This is a genomic window from Novosphingobium aquiterrae (genome assembly GCF_042434435.1).
Classification (GTDB): domain Bacteria; phylum Pseudomonadota; class Alphaproteobacteria; order Sphingomonadales; family Sphingomonadaceae; genus Novosphingobium; species Novosphingobium aquiterrae.
On the sequence record NZ_JBHLTL010000011.1, the window covers coordinates 15,816 to 33,231 of the forward strand.

A 17,416-nucleotide genomic window follows, 5' to 3' on the forward strand; every position below is an offset into this window, starting at 1 on the left:
CGGCCGACCCGGCGGGCTAGGCCTGCCGGGTGAAAGACACCCAGCGTCATGCCATTGTCGATATCGGATCGAACTCGATTCGTCTGGTCGTTTTCGGCGGCGCGGCGCGTGCCCCTGCTACGCTGTTCAATGAAAAAATCACTGCGGGTCTGGGCCGCGGCGTTGTGCCTGGTGGCAAGCTCGATCCTGTTGCAACTGCCCAGGCGCTTAAAGGCCTGGCGCGCTTTGCCGCCCTGCTGCGCTTGATGGCGCCAGATTCGTTGCGGGTCGTGGCCACGGCGGCCGTGCGGAGCGCAGCGGATGGCCCGGCGTTCCTTTCGGCGGTGAAGGATCTGGGGCTTCCGGCGGAACTGCTCAGCGGCGATGATGAGGCGGTGGCATCCGGCTTTGGGGTGATTGCCGCCAATCCTTCGGCTTGCGGAATCGTCGCCGACATGGGCGGCGGCAGTCTTGAACTGGTGCGCATCGCGGGTGGGGCCGTGCACGAGCGCGTGTCGCTGCCTTTTGGCGTAATGCCTGTTGGCGCAATCCGCGCGGGCGGGCCGGGCCTGCTGCGCAAGGCCCTGCGCAAGGCAGTCAAGCCGCTCGCCTGGTTGAGGCCGGACAATGGCCAGGCCCTTTTCGTGGTTGGTGGTGGCTGGCGCGCCCTGGCCCGTTACCACATGCTCGAATGCGATTGGCCGCTGCCGGTGCTGGGCAGCTACAGTTTTCCCCCCGAGGATGCACGCTGGCTCAAGGAGAAAGTCCGCATCGCCGGGGCTGCAAACCTCGCAGCGCTGCCCGGGATCAGCACGACCCGCGCCGCGCAACTGGACGATGCCGCAGCGCTGCTTGTGGCATTGGTGCGTGAGCTTGAGCCGTCCCGGATCGAGGTCTCTACCTATGGCCTGCGCGAAGGTCTGCTGTTCCAGCGGCTGTCACCAAAGGTGCGCGCGCTCGACCCTCTGATCGAGGACGTCCGCCATACCGTTGGCGGGCAATTGCAGGTCGCCGACTATCCCGACGCCCTGCTTGCGTGGAGCGACGGCGCCTTTCCCGACGAGCCGGGCCACCTGCGCCGCCTGCGCCACGCTGCCTGCATGATTGCCGCGACGGGCTGGGCGGCGAACCCCGATTTCCGGGCAATTGCTGGCGAAGACATGGCGCTGCACGGGCACTGGATCGGCATCGACGCGGCAGGCCGGGCGATCATGGCGATGGCTTTGCACGTCGGCCTGGGCGGGGATCCCGATGCACCGCCTGCCTTGCTTGCACGGCTGGCGTCGCCGCAGGAGCTGGATCGCGCCCGAGCCTGGGGGCTGGCTTTTCGTCTTGCCCAGCGCATCGGCGGCGGGTCGTCGCAGGCGCTGGAAGAAGTGCCGATTGCCGTGGCGCCGGACGGCGATCTGGTCCTGCGCGTCCCACGATCGGATGCGGCGCTGATCGATTCGGTCTGCGAACGGCGCCTGACCCGTCTGGCACTGGCACTTGACCGCGCCGCCCGGATCGCGGTGTGATCGCAGTAAATCCGGTTTTCCACCTGAAATGCCGCTAATGCCGCCATGGCAAGGGTGGACGCGCGAATCGCGGCGGGCCATGACAGCAGGCCATGTGGCAACTCTACCAATATCCCCTGTGCCCCTTCAGCCGCAAGGTCCGCCTGCTCCTTAGCGAGAAGGGCATCGGCTATGAGCTGTGGCGCGAAAACCCGTGGGAAGGGCGCGACGATTTTCTTGCCCTCAACCCCGCCGGGCGCACGCCGGTGCTCCACGACCCGGCCAAGGCACTCACCCTGGTCGATAGCCGGGCGATCTGCGAATATTTCGAAGAAACGTCGGACAAGAACCCGATGATCAATGGCACCGCAGCGGGCCGGGCGGAAATCCGTCGGCTGGTGGCGCTGTTCGACGAGAATTTCTTTGCCGACGTGACCGAACCCCTGCTGCATGAACGGATGAAAAAGCGCCTGATCTATCGCCAGTCCCCCGACAGCCGGGCCCTGCGCGAAGCGATGAAGCTGGCGCACGAGCATCTCTATTACATCGATCACCTGATCGATCACCGGCCGTGGCTGGCCGGGGCGACGATGAGCCTGGCCGATCTTGCCGCAGCGGCGCAGATTTCCGTCGCGGACTATCTTGGCGGTCTCGACTGGACCGGCCACGATCAGGCGCGCGACTGGTATGCGGTGTTTAAAAGCCGCCCAAGCTTTCGGCCCTTGCTGGCCGAACGGATGGAAGTGATCCAGCCGCCCAGCCACTATGCCGACGTGAACGCCTGACGCGGCTGCCGCTTATGCCGCGGCACGGTCCGCAAAGCGGCCGTGCTTGCGAAAGCGTACCAGCCAGCGGTCCAGGAACAGTCCCATCGGGCGCGGCGTCACGCCCAGCGCCTCGATGCCCGGCAAGGTTCCCGAGACGACATTTCCGGCCTTGAGCAACGTCCACTGATCGGACGTGATCGGCGCACCCGGCAGCCAGCCGGTTGCTTTGGCGATAAAGCCGGACAGCGCATCGGGAAGCGGCAGGAGCACGGTCGATCGACCCGCCGCCGCGGCGATCCGCTGGTTGAGGGTCAGCATGGTCACTGCTTCAGGACCGGCCAGCTCGAAAGTCTTGCCGCCATGCGCTGCAGGATCGGCCAGCGCGGCGACGATCGCCTTGGCGCAGTCATCGACGAACAGCGGCTGCAGCTTGGCCGTGGGCGCAAAAACGGGCAGGGCGGGCAGCAGGGAAATCAGCCCGGCGAACCGGTTGATAAAGGTATCGTCGGCCCCGAACAGGATCGACGGGCGCAGGATCGTCGCCGTCGGAAACGCCGCCAGCACCGCCGCTTCGCCCGCGGCCTTGGCCCGGGCATAGCCCGTCGCGCCTTCGGCATCGGCGCCGATTGCCGACACGTGGACAAAGGATTGTACGCCGGCGGCCCGGGCCGCTGCGGCCAGGCGGCCCGCTCCGCTGCCCATCACCGCATCAAGATCGCCGGCGAAGGTGCCCGCCAGGTTGACCACCGCATCGGCACCGGCCGCCGCGCGGTCCAGACTGTCCGGCTTGGTCAGGTCGGCCCGCACCAACTGAACCTGGCCCAGGTTGCCTAGCGGCTTGATCGCGAAGGCACGTTCGACACTCCGGCTCGCAACGCGCAGCCGCGCCCCGCGGGCCAACAGCTCCTGCGCCACGTGTCGGCCAAGGAAGCCGGCTCCGCCGATCAGAACTACAAGTTTGCCACTCAGATCCTGCGCCATTGTCATCATGCCTCAAGCAAATCTCAGGCCGCGGGCCTTGGCATAGAATCCGGCCAACCCGCAACGGCCATTGTGTCCAAACGCCGCCAACGTTGCGCGCGGTTGCCTGGCTTGAAAAAAAGCCGTGCCTGCCCGCAACCATCGGTTGACAACCCCCAAGCCCCCCCGCTAGTGGCGCGCTCCTACCCCGCAGCAGGCACCTCGTTCTGCTGCACCGTGCCCAGATGGCGGAATTGGTAGACGCACCGTCTTCAGGTGGCGGCGCTGGAAACGGCGTGGAGGTTCGAGTCCTCTTCTGGGCACCATTTCTCTCCTGTAAACTCTGTTGTTTGGCGCGCGGCAGAGCGGGTCTTTGCCTGAACCGCCCATATGCAGCGTGCCCTTTTGCATGGTGCTGCAAGCTGTTATTCGGTTCCCATGATTTCGGGGGGCACCAAGGCTGCGGCTTCGGGCGGCGCGCAGGCGGCGATTGCAGAGGCGTTTGCCTGCGACGAGAGCCTGGCTGCAACGATTACGGCGCTTGCGCGTGAAGCGTCCCTGCCCAGGGGTGCCGTGCTGTGGCCTCTGCCCGATCGGGACGAGACAACCGTGATCGTGGCAGGACAGGCGCAGGAAGTTGCCTATGGTCAGGACGGCAGCATCCTGCAGCTTTCGGTCCTGGGCCGCGGCGATCTTTATGGCGCACTGATGAGCGGCAGCGATGGCGGTGTTGCCCAGACCGAAAGCCTGGTCGATGGCCGCGGTGCACACTTTGCCACGCCTGCGCTAGTCCGCCTGATGGACAGCTATGGTCCGGTGGCACGGGCAATCAATCGTCAGCTATCCGCGCGGCTCGAAGCGCTGCGCCGCCGGATGGTCGAGGCAACGCTGCTGTCGGTCGGCGGACGCATCTGTGCCGAGCTGCTGCGCCGGGTGGCTGTCAGCAACGACCGCACCATTCGTCCGATGCCGGTGATGTCGGAACTGGCGGTTAGCGTGCGATCGACCCGCGAGACCGTATCGCGGACAATCTCGCAGCTCGAGCGTCGCGGACTCGTGAAGCGGGTGGAGGGCGGGCTGTTGATCGTCGCGCCGCACCGGCTGGAAGAGCAGGTTTACTGAGATCCGGGCAGCAGGACGTGGACCGGACCGGCGCTGTCGTCATCGCCCGTATGATACAACTCGCTGCGCAGTCCTGACACGCGCCGCGCAGCCATCGTTACCGCCAGGGCATCGGTGATCAGTATCGTGCCGGACGGAGCCATTGCCATGAGCCGCCGTGCCAAGGTCATCCCCGGACCATAAGGCACCAGTGCGCCGCTGGCCGCATCGGAAACGAGGCTGGCGATGGCGATATGCGCACCGATTGCGGGCTGGGGCATGCCAGCGGCACGGCAATTGGCCTGGACGTCGAGCAGGGTCGCCAAACCTTCCGGTACATCGTCAAGAACGAGATCCCAGCGCCCGGGTGCCGCGCGTACACGGTGCGGAGACATGCGCGCCAGTGCGCGGGAGATCGGCAACACTTGCCGTTCGATAGACTGCGGATCGGATGGCACCTGGTGGGACAGCCCATCGAGTTCGATTGCGACGTGCACGGCAAGGGCGCGGTACGGATCGCTCCGCTCCGGCGGAAACAGAGCCTCGATCGCCGCGTCACGCGCGACCGTCAGATGGTGTTGCGGGCCCGCGCCGGCAGGCCACATTGCGGCCTGGCGGGCCGTGTTGCGGCCTCCGCCATCGGCGTCGGTGACTATCAACTGGCAACACGTCGAGGCAAGTTCGGACGCGTTGAGCAAGGTTGCCCCGATGGCCAGCTCGCCCGCGTGGGCCGTCGCGATCGGATCATGGACCGCGCCAGCGTCGGCGGCGGCGAGGCGCAGCGAGTTCGCCCTGGCCAGAACCGAGCGATAGCGGGCGCTCCATTGCTGACCGGCGGGGTGGACCGACTGACCTTCGAACGTGTCCGGCGCGCAAGGGAGAACCAGGTGCAGTTCGACCCCCGCGGCAAGCAGGCGTTCGGCTATGATGATGTCGGCGCCGGCGGCAAGTGCCCCCCAGGCAAAGCCGATCCGCTCGGCAGCGATAAGTGCGTCGACCTGCCGTGCCAGCTGCGCTTCCAGGTTTCCGCCGCTGGCAAGCCCCATGTGTCCGGCGAAATGAAGGCTGGCAGGCGGCGCAAAGCGGATCAGCCAGGTGGCATCATCGCCGCGCACCGCAGTGATTTCGCGTAGCTGCGCAATTGTTGTTGCACGGTCACGCCAGCCATCGGGATCGTGTGTCGCCGCCTGGTCCATTGCCGCTTCGGCGGCGTTCTGGTCACCCAGCAACAGAGCCGCCTCGGCCCGGGTGGCCGCCAGGTAATAAGGCGTGTCGGCAAGATTGCTGCCGCTGTCGAGCATCGCGATGACCTGGCGGGCACCCGTGCGCGCGGCGCTATCGTCCTGCGCCAGCAGAGACAGGGTCGCGGCATTGATCGCCAGATATGGCGCGGGATCGATCACGTTCGCTGCCGAATAGGCCCGCGCCGCTTCGGCAAACAGCTGCGCCTGCTCGCGCCCCTGTGTCAGCCGTGCCCGGGCCTTGAACAGGCGGCCGCGCACAGCCTCTGTCGCGGCATCGCCGCGCCGGTCAGCATGGCCTTCACCGACAAACAATTCCCAGGCGCGCTCCACGGCGCCAGCGCGAACCATCGCGGCGATTGCAGGTAGCGTTACGCGCATCAGGGGTCGCGCGGCGGATTGTTGGTGCCGGGATCGATGCGCAGCGCGATCGGGGTGCCGCTGTCCTGATCGAACAGGACGTAGATGTTGAAAAAGTCGCGCGCCATGCCCGTCGGCATATGTGGCCGGGCTTTTGCATAGATTTCCAGCCGTGTCGGCGAAACCCAAACGACCCGGTACAGCGGCGCATCGCCCCGTTTGAATGTGATCGGTTCGCCAACCGTGTTGGCGTTGCGATCGAATTGCCAACGCCAATTGGGACTGAGTTCGAAATCGAAGATCCGGTCCTGGCCGCGTTCGACCACGAGATAGGTATTGCCGTCCGTGTCCTTCATCACGGCGCGGCCATTGCTGCCCGGGGGCCACGGCGTCGTGTCGATCATCTTGAAGTTCAACGTGCCTCCGCGCGGTTCGAATTCGAACCGAACGCTGACCCGGTCCGGACTTTCCAGATCGCAGTCCAGTCCCGGCAGATATTCTATCGTGACGACTTCAGTAGTTTCCATTCCGGCCCCCTTAAGTGCTCAATTTCATCAGTTTCCTGCGCCAGTTGCTCCAGGATTTGTTGCTGGGATCACGGCGCTCCAGATCGTTCGCGAGAAGCAAGCCTTCCTTGGCCACTGTTGCAGCCTCATCGGCCTGTCCGATCGCGGCATAGGTCTGGGCCAGGCCCAGCATGACCTGCAAGTTGGCCTGCAGAGCCCGGGCGTCGCCAGGAAAACGGCCGGGAAGTTTACGCGCGATATCCCGCTGCTGCAGGCGGATCGTCAAGGCCTCCTGTCCGCGACCGGATTTCAGGGCCGCGTCGGCTTCCCAGCCCAGGGCATTGAGATAGTCGAACTGCGACTGAACCTTGTCGGGCTCGAATGCAGCGATAGCCTTGTTGGCGGTGACTGCGGCTGAGCAATGTTGTTTCGCACTATCGGGCTGAATGGGCTCAGCAAGGGCAAGGGCGCAGAGGTTGTTTTCGGCATAGCCCAGCTCGCGTTGCCAATCGATCTTTGCCGGCTCGATTGCAACCAGGCGCTGGGCAAGGGCCAGATAGGCTTGCCAGTGCTTCTGGGTAGCGGGCTTGTCCTGAATTTCGAACGAGACCGAGCCGACCCAATATTCGCTTTGCGCATGGTTGAAGATGCGATCGGTATTGCCGGGATCGCGCTTCAACAAGTCATCCGTTACGCGGTAGGCGGCCTGGAATTTCTCGAGTGCGGCGTCGCGCTTGCCCTGCTCCATGTCGTCTTCGCCCATGGCTGTCAGCAGGCGTGCGCGGCGTTGCAGCATGTCGTCGGGAAGGTCGCGCACATTATTGTCGGCCCGGTAATGCTCCATCGCCTTGCGGTTGACCGAATCCATGATCTCAAGCCGGCCAACGCCTTTCAGACGGTCGCGCAGGTCGGTCAGCATAAACTCCACCATTCCTTCGGCATCCGCGCGCTGGCGCTGGGCCTCGGCCCGTTCGCGCAGCGCGACGAACAGCATCGCCGCCAGGACTAGGCTCAGAACGACTGCTCCGGCTGTGATGACCATCACGCGGCGCTGCCGTGCGATCGCGTCGCGTTGTACCAACCGGTCCAGCGGCAAGGCCGTCAATCCGGCGATGACCTTGAGCAATCCCAGCCGGCGACCGTCGCCTTGCTTGCGAAAATCGGCGGCAAGCGGTTCGATTACCATGCCGGCATGGTGGGTCAGCGGCGCGGGGAAGGCGTCCGCAGGTTCTCCGGCAAGCAAGGCTGCCAGGATCGGTCGGTCCGGATGTAGTTGACGGAACAGTTCAATTTCCAGCGCAACCCAGCGGCTTTGCGCTGCCGCCGGACTGCAAACCACGATCAGCGCCGCCGATGCATCCAGCGCTGCTCTGACCTGTTGTGACAAATCGGTCCCGGCGGCCAATTCAGCCCGATCCAGGAAAATTGGCGAAAGCCGCTCTGCCGCCGTCTCAGGTCCGCGCGGCAAGACGTACCGCTCCAGCCTGCGATGCAGCCAGTGGGCAAAACCGTCATTGGCATGACTGTAGCTTATGAATGCGCGATAGCGCGGTGCGTCCGGCTCTGCCCCTGGCCGTCCCATATGTTCCCCGGCGAGTTACTCTGACATCGAAGGTGGCCGATTTTCAGAGATATGGCAATCGCCGCACTTGGCGCAGCGGCCTGGTTGCGAAATCCGGTGTCAGCCAGACGGTCTTTTCGAATGCCACGGGGAAACCGGCGGAGTGTGGCAGTTTTGCTGCGCCTGGGGACAGTTCTAACCGTTCGATTAAAACTTGTTGTCAAGCCGGTCAGAGAGTGATTTACTCCTCCTCGCAACCGCCCGGATAAGGGTCGGGCATAAAAAGGAGAGAGGGCTGATGAGGGGTAAACTGACTCTGCTTGCGGGCGTATGCGCCGGAGCAATTGCATTTCCTGCCTACGCACAGCAGGCCGACGATCAACCTGTTCCCGGCGAAATCGTCGTCACTGCACAGCGAACTGCGGAACGGCTGCAGGATGTCCCGATTGCGGTATCCGCATTCTCCAATGAATCTCTCGAGCAGCAGCAGATCAGCAATCCTCTGGAATTGCAGCTTGCTTTGCCCAACACGACACTGACTTACGGCAACTTTTCCGGCACGAACATCACCATTCGCGGAATCGGCTCGCCGGTTGTAGCGGCATCGGGCGATCAGGGCGTGGCGATCCACCTGAACGACATGCCGCTGATTGCCAGCCGCATTTTCGATTCAGAGTTCTATGACCTCGAACGGCTTGAGGTTCTGCGCGGTCCGCAAGGGACGCTGTTCGGTCGCAACGCCACGGCCGGCGTGTTCAACATAATCACCGCCAAGCCGGATCTTTCGGGATTCAAGGCTTCGGGAGAGGCCTCTTACGGCAATTACAACGCCCGCCAGATACAAGGCATGGTCAACGTGCCGATCGGCGAAACGCTCGGTGTCCGCCTCGCCGGTATCTACCTGAAGCGCGACGGCTACACCCGCAATCTCAACACGGGCAATCGTATTGATGGCCGCGACTACTATTCGCTGCGTGGATCGCTGAAGTTCGAGCCGACCGACTCAACGCGCCTGACCGTGACCGGCCAATACTTTCAGGAAGATAGCAACCGTTCGCGCGGACAAAAGCAGCTCTGCGCCAAGGACCTTACCGGGATCCTGGGTTGTCGTCCGGATCAAGAAGGGTTCGATGCCATCAATGGCGACGCCACAGCCACAGGGGTTTTGGCAAGCCAGGAGTTTCTGGCCATCGCGTTTGGCGGTCTGGGCCTGGGCGAGCTTGCCCAGTTCGGCCTCGGCAGCGTTTATGCCGATGACGGTGACAACTATAGCGGGGCTGTCGTTCCGAATGACGTACGCACCGTTGCTATCGACTTCGAACCGCTGTGGAAGTCCAAACAGACCACGATCCAGGCCGAACTGAAGCAGGATCTTGGCCCCAATATGACGCTGACCTTGAACGGCGGCTATTCGCACAGCAAATACAGTTCCAGCATCGACTATAACCTGACAACGACCCGCAGCATTCTGAACAATCCGGGGCTGGTCAACCTGCGCGACGCGGCTGCGGGGCTGGGGGTATACAGCCCGACTGCCCGCCTCTTCGCCACCAGGATGCTGGCTTCGGGCGCATTCCGGCCCGGCAGCAACCAGATTTGCACCTCGGCCTACGATCCGCTTCATGCGGGTTCGATCGGAGGACGCATCCAGGGCTGCACCGACAACTCGAACGAATTTGACTATTCGGCCGGCGAAAACACTCAATGGTCGCTTGAAGGTCGCATTGCGACGAACTTCGACGGGCCGGTCAATTTCCTGCTCGGTGGTCTTTATCTGGAGAATAAGGGCAAGAACATCACATACTCTGTGATAGCTTCGGGCTTTGACTACATGGCCGCGTTCCTTGGCATTCTCAATTCAGGATTCGGTGCCAGCACCTTGGGCCCACCGTTCTTCGACAGCGAGACGGCACGGGCCGAGCTCAAGACCTACGGCGTGTTCGGTGAAGTCTATTTCAAGATTGCCGATAACTTGAAACTGACCGGTGGCCTGCGCTATTCGAACGACAAGAAGTACATCGCCGCACGTCAGCCATTCCTGAACGCGCTTGTTCCAAATGGAACAACGAATGTGAACGCGGTGCTCAACACCCTCGACAACGACGCATCGATCGCCGGACAGCAGGCCTATGCGATCCAGTCGGGTACGTTCGATGCCGTGACCGGGCGCGTGGTGCTCGATTGGAAGCCCGAGCTCAGCTTCACGCAGGACACGCTGGTCTATGCCAGCTATACCAGAGGCAACAAGCCGGGTGGCTTCAACCCGCCTTACGATCCGAACCTGTTCCCGCCGATCCCGCTGACCTTCAAGGGCGAAACCATCGACGCCTTCGAAATCGGCACGAAAAACTCGTTCCTGGGTGGCGCACTGCAGCTTAACCTCACGGGATTCTATTATAAATACAAGGATTTCCAGGTCAGCCGTATCATCAACCGGACCTCGTTCAATGACAACACCAACGCGAACATCTATGGTGTCGAACTTGAATCGATCATTCGGCCAGAGCGCAATTTCACCATCAACGCCTCGCTTTCCTACCTTAAGACCAAGATCCTCAATTTCTCGGCAATTGACACCCGTGACCCATCCAATGGGCGGTCTGATGTCGTGATCATCAAGGATCTGCAAAGCGCCGCGAACTGCGTCGTTGCGCCAACGGTTCAAGGGAGCGTTCCGATTGCCACGACTCTGGCACTGGTTGATGGCTTCAACGCCGCTGCCGGCGGCGGGCTGATCCGTCCCGCAGTCCCGGTCCCAGGCACCAATTCACTCGGTGCCTACTCGCTGTGCGGTGCGCTGGGCAGCTTCTTGCAGTCCGCCGTGCCTGCCGGAACGTACCTGTTCGATGCCGGGGCAGGCGGCGGCCTGTTCCTGCCAGGCGGTGTTGCGCGCAACATCTCAGGCAACGAACTGGCGAACTCGCCGAACTGGAAGTTCTCGGTTGGTGCCCAGTACGACGCCAAGGTAGGCGGCGACTGGACGTTGTCGCCACGCGTTGACTTGCACATGACGGGCAATTCGTGGGGCAGCAACTTCAACACTGCCCGTGACAAGATTTCGGCATATGAAATCGTCAATGCGCAAATTATCCTTAGCGGCCCGGATAGCAAGTTCAGTGCTCGCGCCTTCGTATCCAATGTATTTGATTCACAGGCGATCACTGGCAAGTACATCACCGATCCGTCGTCGGCCCTGTTCACCAACATCTATACGCTCGATCCGCGGACCTACGGTGTCGCGGTAGGCTTCAAGTTCTGAGGTAACGAAAAAGCACTCCTGGGAGGGAATGCTGACGGGGTCCGGGCGCAAGTCCGGGCCCCGTTCTCGTGCGTCTTGCCCTGCCGCGGTACACGCGCGCGATTGACAGAAGACCTGCACCACGGGCAGGCTTGCGCGATTATGGACGAGCCGGGCGACAACCAGCGCGAGCAGCAGGCGGCGTTCCGCGATGCCCTGGCGGACCTTGCCTTTGGCTGCGCCTATGCCACGCCTGACGGTGGCTGCGACCAGATCGATGCGCTCGCCGCGCTGGTGCAGGCCCATCCGCACTGGAGCGCTATTTTTGACACGTCCGTTGTGACGCGGCTGGTTCAGACCGGCGCCGATGCCTCCGCTGCGCTGGCGCTGGTTGAGCAAGTCGGCGGGTACATGCTGTCACGCGCGCCGGGCGGGCGGCACCTGGCAACGGTCGTCCTCGCCGGGCAATCGCAAGAGGTCCATGCCGAAGGGGCAAGTGCTGCTCTGGCCCTGATCGGCGCACTGGCGACCGCACTGGCCGCTCCGGCCTCTGCCGCTTCGCCGCATGAGGGATCGCACAAATCTGGTCCCGAACTGCGTCTCAATTGAGCGGGCCGCAGAAAAGGGCCGGTCTTCGCGCCATGTTTGACGCAACGGCCGGCCAGCGCCCGGCCGGGAATTGGTCGCTCGGAAAGCCGGGCTCGGGATCGGCTCAGCTGACCAGCGCGGCCTCGATCGCGATGCGGATCGCTTCGGAGGTGTGGTTCGCGCCCATCTTGTTGAGCATGTTGGCGCGGTGAATTTCGACCGTGCGCGGACTGATCGCCAGGCGCTCGCCAATCAGCCGGTTGGACAGGCCGTCAGCCACGCCAACCAGAACTTCGCGTTCGCGCGGAGTAAGGCGCTGGATCCGGCTGCGGGCCATGCCTTCGCGCAGGCGGGCATTGCCCATGGCATCATGGCTTTCCTCTGCCACAGCCAGTGCCGCCCGCACCTCGGTTTCGCCGAAGGGCCATTCAAGATAGTCGATCGCCCCGTTCAGCACCGCCTGGACGACGCGGTTCGTGCCGGGCTCCACGCCGAACGCGATCAGCGGCAACCAGTTGGCGTCCTTGGTCATCCGGCCGATAAGGGTTGGCACGGCATGGCCATCGTCATGCGCCAGAATGACCCCGTTACGCGGCCAGCGCTGTACCAGTTCGGTCATGCTTTCGAACGGTTCGACATGGATGCCGCTGCTGGCCAGAAAATGGGAGATCGCCGCCCGGCGCCGGCCGTCGGCGTCGATCAGGATCAGGATGTCGGTATGCCGCATCGTCGCTTAACCCCCTACTGATTACTGCCTAGGCACTATCGCGGCGTGCGGCCACGCGCCCGCCGGGGTGCGACGAAAATGGACGTTCCACACAGGTTCCGGACGGTTGCGGCTTGGTTTTCGCGAAAAAATAAATCCATTTTCGAGCAATGAACGGCACAATGATTCATCCTCTGCCGAGGGCCTTGGCGATTTCGGCGAAGTCGCGGCGCAGGACGGCGATCTCTGCCGGATCAAAGGCCGGGACGCTGGCGAGCAGCGCGGCGCGCGCGGCGCGGTATAGCTGTGTCAGTGCGGGGGCCATCGCTGCGGCTGGGTCAATCCCCATCTGCAGCCGCAGAACGTGCTGTCGCTGCTGCGCTAAGCGCAACGGTCCACCGCCTGCCCCCTGCAGGCATGGCCCGGCGGTCTTGATGACCGCCGGGCCTTACCACTTCCGCGACCCGGATCGGTCAGGCGGCGAACAGGAACTGATGGTTCGCGTAAGCCAGATCGAAGGTGCTGTCATAGACACTGATGTCGGCCACCGGCACGACCGTGCCGAAGCTGGCAAGCGGTCCGATCGTGGTGCTGTCGCTGGCCACTTCGATGTCATAGCCGATTTCAACTGTCAGCAGTTCGATCAGCACGCCGACATTGAAGCCAAGGTCGGTGTTATTGTGCAGGGTCGAATCCGGCGCCAGGGTGAACGTGAAATCGACATGCCCGTCATTGTTGCCCGCGGCATCGATTGCCGACGCGTGCTCGATCTGCAGCGAGTCGCCAAATGTGAAGGCCTGCGACGAACCGTCTTCGAATTGCAGCACGCCCTCGACATTGCCCATCGACATTTCGAACTGTTGCAGGAAGTTGAGCCCGGCCGACAGTACGACGTTCAGCAGGTCGGCATCGGCATAGACCGGGCCGAAATCGATCCGCGGCGGATCGAGCGGGTTGGCTCCGCCGAACAGCAGTTGCGCCACCAGCTGATCGAGATCGAGATTGAGCTGGAGGAAGTTGTTGCTGGCCCCGCTGCTGTCGATGATGCTGCCACCCGCGGCACTGGTCGTCAGGTGCGGCCAGGCGAAATCGAGGCTGAAAGCATCGAGCGGTGGCGGCAATGTGACCGTTCCGCCCAGATCCTGACTGTTGATGTCGAGGATCGGAATGCTGCCCGGGCCGAATGACAGGTTGAGCAGATCGGCCTGCCCGCCAACGCTGCCCAGCGCACCCAGATCGATATCGACCCCGGCATAGGCGTGAAGTGCGACGTCATAGAGGAAAGCAAGCAGGTATGAACCTTCCGGACCGACCGTGCTGAACTGCGTTCCGGTCAGCAGCGCCGTGGTATCGATCAGCAGGGTGTCGACGGTCTTGTTGAAATTGGTTTCAACCGTCAGGTCATAGCCGGCCGTGGCGTCGATTTCGCCGCCGTTGAAGTGCAGCGTCGATTGCAGGCCCAGCTGGATGTGCCCGTCGACCCCGGCATAGAACGTGCTGCCGATGCTCTGGTTGAAATTGCCGGTATCGACCCCGATGAAGCGGTCATCGGTGAAGGTGAAGGCGGCGCCGCTCGACCAAATATTCTGATCGGTGGCGTCGAACACCGTGCTGGCGGTCGTCGAATTGTATTCGTAGACGATCGGCACGGTGTAGGTCGCCGTTTCGGTATCGCCGTTCGAAGTTTCCTGCGATTCTGCCGTGAAGGTCAGGTTGAAATTGGTGTCCTGATCGATCGGCAGGGTCAGCAGGAAGTCCTGGGCGATGTGATCCGGCTGACCGCCCGGGGCAACGCTGACCGGCGAGATCGTCACGCCAGCGGGCAGCGTGCTGGACAGGATGTGGGTCAGGTATTCCGAGCTGTCGGCGTCGGCCTGGTCGGCGGTGACGTGGAGCAGCACCTGGTTGACCACCCCGGTCGCCTCGGTCGTGACGTTGATAATCGGGCGGTCGGCGACCGCCTCGATGTTGAGCGTGACCATGGCATGGTCCTGCCCGCCGTGGCCGTCGGAAATGCAGTATTCGAAGCTGACCTGCCCGGCATAGTCGAGTTCGGGGGTGTAGATGATCGTCTTGCCGTCGGCGGCGATTGCCACGGTGCCGTGCAGCGGCTGTTCGTGGATAGAGGTGATGGTCAGCGGATCGCCGTCGCCATCGGTATCGTTGGCCAGGACGTTGAGGACCACGGTGTGCGGGGTCTTCGACGGATCGTTGAGGCCTGCGGCGCCGTCTTCGAACATCGCGATGGTATCGTCGCGTGCATCGGGGGCGGCAGGCGCAATGGTCATCAGCTTGGTCGCGCCGCCGTCGCGCGGGCCGGTGCCGCCGCCGACACCGTCGATCCGCACGCCGAAGCGCATGTGCGCGATATCGTCGAGAGTCAGGGAATGGTTCGCGTTGTCGAGCAGGAAGGTGCCTTCGCTGACCGCTTCACGGCCGCGCCCGGCAGTGCCGAAGCTGACCCCGACGTCGAAGCCGTCCTTGGTCTTGCCCTGCATGTTATTGCCGTTGCCCAGGTCGAGCACGCCATTGGTCCGCACCTGCGATCCCGAAACGCCGTCCTCGTTGGTGACGGTCACGCCGGCGGTCTTGTCGCCGCCCAGGTCGAAGAACAGGCCACGCAAGTCGGGGATCTTGTTGGTCGTGCCGTCAGCGACGACGTGGAATTCGATCGCGCCGTTCACTTCGGTCGCAGTGACCGTGACACCGGGGCTTCCGGGAATGGTGAAGGTGATCTGTCGCGGGCAAAATGGATCAGGCATGCTCTTCCTCCTTGGCAGGAGGTCCGGTCGATATAACCGGGCCCCAGGGATTGGTGCGACCCAAGGAGCGACCCTGATTATGCTTTGGCGTAGCGCGGCGAACGATTGCAAGCCGACTCGGTCTATGCTGACCGGGCCATTGTGTAAGAGCAAGGCTGCACTTTTGCTACAGAAATAAGTAATTAGAAATTAAGTATAAAGTTCTTCGGTTTAGCTAACCATCGGCGCACCGGTTCTTAGCGCATCAGCAGCAGCGAAATGCGCCGATTGCGGGGATCGGCGGGGTCGCTCTGGATCAGCGGTTCGCGGTCGGCAACGCCTTCGATCCGTCGAAAGCGGCCATCGACGATCCCCTGGCGGATCAGCGCCTGGCGAGTCGCTTCGGCGCGCCCGGCCGAAAGCGACCAGTTGTTTGCCCCGATGCCCCCGTTCCATGGCAGCGCATCGGTATGGCCGCGGATCGACAGCGCGCCGACTTCCCCCCGAGCATTGTGCCGATCGCATCGAGCAGCCTGCTGGCATCAGCGGTGAGCACGGTCGTGCCGAGCTGGAACATCGAGAAATCGGCATCATCGACTAGGTCGATGCGGATCCCCTCGGTGGTGTCGATCATCCGTACCTGCTTGGCCAGTCGGGCGATTTTCGGATCGGTGCGCAGCTTCGCCGATAGCCGTTGCTGCATCGCCTGCATCCGCTTGATCCGCTCGGCCCCTTCCTTGGGCCCGCCGGTTGTGTCGCGCGGGATGGTCATCGCCTTGGTTCCGGTCTGGCCGGCCCGGTTGGGATAGTTGTCGACATCGGTGATCGAGTTGCCGCCGAGCAGCCCGTTCGATCCGGCACTGCCCTCGCGCATTTTGACCAGCGTGGGCGTGAAGTAGTCGGCGATGCCCTTGCGCTGCTTCTCGGTGGTCGCGCCAAGCAGCCACAGTAGCAGGAAGAAGGCCATCATCGCGGTGACAAAGTCGGCATAGGCGACCTTCCACGCGCCGCCGTGATGTCCACCGGCAACCACGGTGACCTTCTTGACGATGATCGGCGGCAGGGGCTCGTTCTTGCCCTTTTTTGCCGGTGCGCTGGCCATGGCCTAGCGCCCGCGCAGGGCGTCGAGCAGTTCCGACAGGCCGGGGCGGAAATCGTGGCCCAGACCCGAGCGCGCGCTTTCGACCACCAGCGGCTGGGGCCAGCCGTGCAGGGAGGCGATGAGCAGCTGGCCTCTGCGGAAGGCACGCTGCGCCTGGAACTGGGCCGCGAACCCGGCGCCGAGGAACTGGCCGCCGCGCTTGGCATCGGGGCAGAGGAACTGGCACAGCTGCGCAGCAATGCCGCACCGCTGCAGTTCGAACCGATCGATGAGGCCTATAGCGACAGCGACATTGCCTTTGCCGACGAGCGGCCCGACAGCTTTACCCTGCTGGCCGATGCCGAACTGCGCGCACACCTGGCGGCCGCGATTGCCGAATTGCCCGAGCGGCTGCAAATAATCATGCAGCTCTATTTCGTCGAAGAGTTCAACCTGACCGAGATTGCCGCAGCGCTACAAGTTTCCGTACCAAGGATCCACCAACTCAAGGCCCAGGCGCTCGAGCGGTTGCGCGCGGCGCTGGGTGATTTTGTCATGCTGTTACCGTGAAATAAGATCGACGTAATTTTGTAACAATCCTATTGCTTGCAGGATTTTTGGATCTCGCTGAATGTATAAAAACAGTGCACAAGTGTGAATAGACGCAAATGTGCAACATTATTCATCGAGCAAATTTGTTCCGACATATTCAAAAAAATGTGCTATGGATGAAATCACAGTCCGAAAATCACGGCAAGTGGGCAACAGGGAACTGATCGAAACAACGGTCGACCCGCCACTTGATTGGAGCAAAGTCATGGCAAGATATCGAATTTTTCCCGCCTCTCCCGCCCTGACGCACCGGGAAATCGCCGCGGACAGCGCTGCCAATGTCATGGCGATTGTCGGGCGACTCGATTGCCGCGAAGCCGATGTGCTCGACGGTAACGACTACAGCTTTTCGCTGCGGCTGGAAGAAAGCGGCACCTGGTGCATCTTTCACCGCGCCGAGGTCCAATTGCTGGCCTGCGCCTGACGCGCCGCCACGCCTATCGCTGCCCTAAGCCTTGACCCTGAACGAGCCACGCTGT

Annotated in this window: 14 protein-coding genes, 1 tRNA gene and 2 pseudogenes; 8 read left to right on the forward strand and 9 right to left on the reverse strand. The window is 63.0% G+C overall.

The genetic code is table 11. The features are described from left to right. The first annotated feature begins 29 nt into the window (after positions 1 to 29). Positions 30 to 1,496, forward strand: a complete 1,467-nt coding sequence (locus ACFFF7_RS13530; RefSeq protein WP_379481888.1) for a Ppx/GppA family phosphatase — start codon at positions 30 to 32, stop codon at positions 1,494 to 1,496. Positions 1,497 to 1,588: 92 nt separating this feature from the next. After that, positions 1,589 to 2,260, forward strand: coding sequence for a glutathione S-transferase family protein (locus ACFFF7_RS13535; RefSeq protein WP_379481889.1), 672 nt, complete (start codon positions 1,589 to 1,591; stop codon positions 2,258 to 2,260). A 12-nt stretch (positions 2,261 to 2,272) separates the two neighbouring features. Here ACFFF7_RS13535 and ACFFF7_RS13540 read toward each other — a convergent pair whose 3' ends face one another. Beyond that, complete coding sequence (locus tag ACFFF7_RS13540) at positions 2,273 to 3,229, reverse strand: complex I NDUFA9 subunit family protein (RefSeq protein WP_379482357.1); 957 nt, start codon at positions 3,227 to 3,229, stop codon at positions 2,273 to 2,275. A gap of 212 nt (positions 3,230 to 3,441) precedes the next feature. Here ACFFF7_RS13540 and ACFFF7_RS13545 point away from each other — a divergent pair. Beyond that, positions 3,442 to 3,528: transfer RNA gene (locus ACFFF7_RS13545), tRNA-Leu, on the forward strand. 112 nt (positions 3,529 to 3,640) lie between these two features. Beyond that, a complete protein-coding gene (locus ACFFF7_RS13550) occupies positions 3,641 to 4,324 on the forward strand; it encodes a Crp/Fnr family transcriptional regulator (protein WP_379481890.1) in 684 nt (227 codons plus the stop codon). On the opposite strand, the gene ACFFF7_RS13555 is transcribed toward ACFFF7_RS13550, so the two are convergent. From ACFFF7_RS13555 to ACFFF7_RS13565, 3 genes are read right to left on the reverse strand one after another with little or no spacing between them, the layout of a single operon-like run. Beyond that, positions 4,318 to 5,925: a tetratricopeptide repeat-containing protein gene (locus ACFFF7_RS13555; RefSeq protein WP_379481891.1), complete on the reverse strand. Its 1,608-nt coding sequence runs from the start codon at positions 5,923 to 5,925 to the stop codon at positions 4,318 to 4,320. The two genes, ACFFF7_RS13550 and ACFFF7_RS13555, sit on opposite strands and share 7 nt — an antisense overlap. Then, on the reverse strand, positions 5,925 to 6,431 hold the full coding sequence (locus ACFFF7_RS13560) for a hypothetical protein (protein ID WP_379481892.1): 507 nt from the start codon (positions 6,429 to 6,431) through the stop codon (positions 5,925 to 5,927). Before ACFFF7_RS13560 ends, ACFFF7_RS13555 begins: the two co-directional genes overlap by 1 nt. Positions 6,432 to 6,441: 10 nt before the next feature. Further along, positions 6,442 to 7,992 (reverse strand): toll/interleukin-1 receptor domain-containing protein, encoded by a 1,551-nt coding sequence (locus ACFFF7_RS13565; RefSeq protein WP_379481893.1) that lies wholly within the window; start codon positions 7,990 to 7,992, stop codon positions 6,442 to 6,444. A 277-nt stretch (positions 7,993 to 8,269) separates the two neighbouring features. Between ACFFF7_RS13565 and ACFFF7_RS13570 the strand changes: the two genes are divergently transcribed. Beyond that, a complete protein-coding gene (locus ACFFF7_RS13570) occupies positions 8,270 to 11,230 on the forward strand; it encodes a TonB-dependent receptor (protein WP_379481894.1) in 2,961 nt (986 codons plus the stop codon). 102 nt (positions 11,231 to 11,332) lie between these two features. Beyond that, positions 11,333 to 11,818, forward strand: a complete 486-nt coding sequence (locus ACFFF7_RS13575; RefSeq protein WP_379481895.1) for a hypothetical protein — start codon at positions 11,333 to 11,335, stop codon at positions 11,816 to 11,818. A 103-nt stretch (positions 11,819 to 11,921) separates the two neighbouring features. On the opposite strand, the gene ACFFF7_RS13580 is transcribed toward ACFFF7_RS13575, so the two are convergent. From ACFFF7_RS13580 to ACFFF7_RS13600, 5 genes and pseudogenes are all read right to left on the reverse strand, one after another. Next, positions 11,922 to 12,524: a response regulator transcription factor gene (locus tag ACFFF7_RS13580; protein WP_379481896.1), complete on the reverse strand. Its 603-nt coding sequence runs from the start codon at positions 12,522 to 12,524 to the stop codon at positions 11,922 to 11,924. 166 nt (positions 12,525 to 12,690) lie between these two features. Continuing rightward, a complete protein-coding gene (locus tag ACFFF7_RS13585; protein WP_379481897.1) occupies positions 12,691 to 12,852 on the reverse strand; it encodes a hypothetical protein in 162 nt (53 codons plus the stop codon). A gap of 124 nt (positions 12,853 to 12,976) precedes the next feature. Beyond that, complete coding sequence (locus tag ACFFF7_RS13590) at positions 12,977 to 15,265, reverse strand: Ig-like domain-containing protein (protein ID WP_379481898.1); 2,289 nt, start codon at positions 15,263 to 15,265, stop codon at positions 12,977 to 12,979. 236 nt (positions 15,266 to 15,501) lie between these two features. Beyond that, positions 15,502 to 16,346 (reverse strand): annotated as a pseudogene (locus tag ACFFF7_RS13595) (flagellar motor protein MotB). 3 nt (positions 16,347 to 16,349) lie between these two features. Then, positions 16,350 to 16,475: pseudogene (locus tag ACFFF7_RS13600) on the reverse strand (flagellar motor stator protein MotA); the annotation flags it as partial. Here ACFFF7_RS13600 and ACFFF7_RS13605 point away from each other — a divergent pair. Both ACFFF7_RS13605 and ACFFF7_RS13610 read left to right on the forward strand, forming a co-directional pair. Then, entirely contained in the window at positions 16,452 to 16,895 is a 444-nt protein-coding gene (locus tag ACFFF7_RS13605) for a sigma-70 family RNA polymerase sigma factor (protein WP_379482358.1), read from the forward strand. The pseudogene ACFFF7_RS13600 and the gene ACFFF7_RS13605 overlap by 24 nt on opposite strands. A gap of 247 nt (positions 16,896 to 17,142) precedes the next feature. Next, positions 17,143 to 17,361 carry a hypothetical protein gene (locus ACFFF7_RS13610; RefSeq protein WP_379481899.1) on the forward strand — a complete coding sequence of 73 codons (219 nt, stop codon included), beginning with the start codon at positions 17,143 to 17,145 and terminating at the stop codon, positions 17,359 to 17,361. Positions 17,362 to 17,416: the final 55 nt, after the last annotated feature.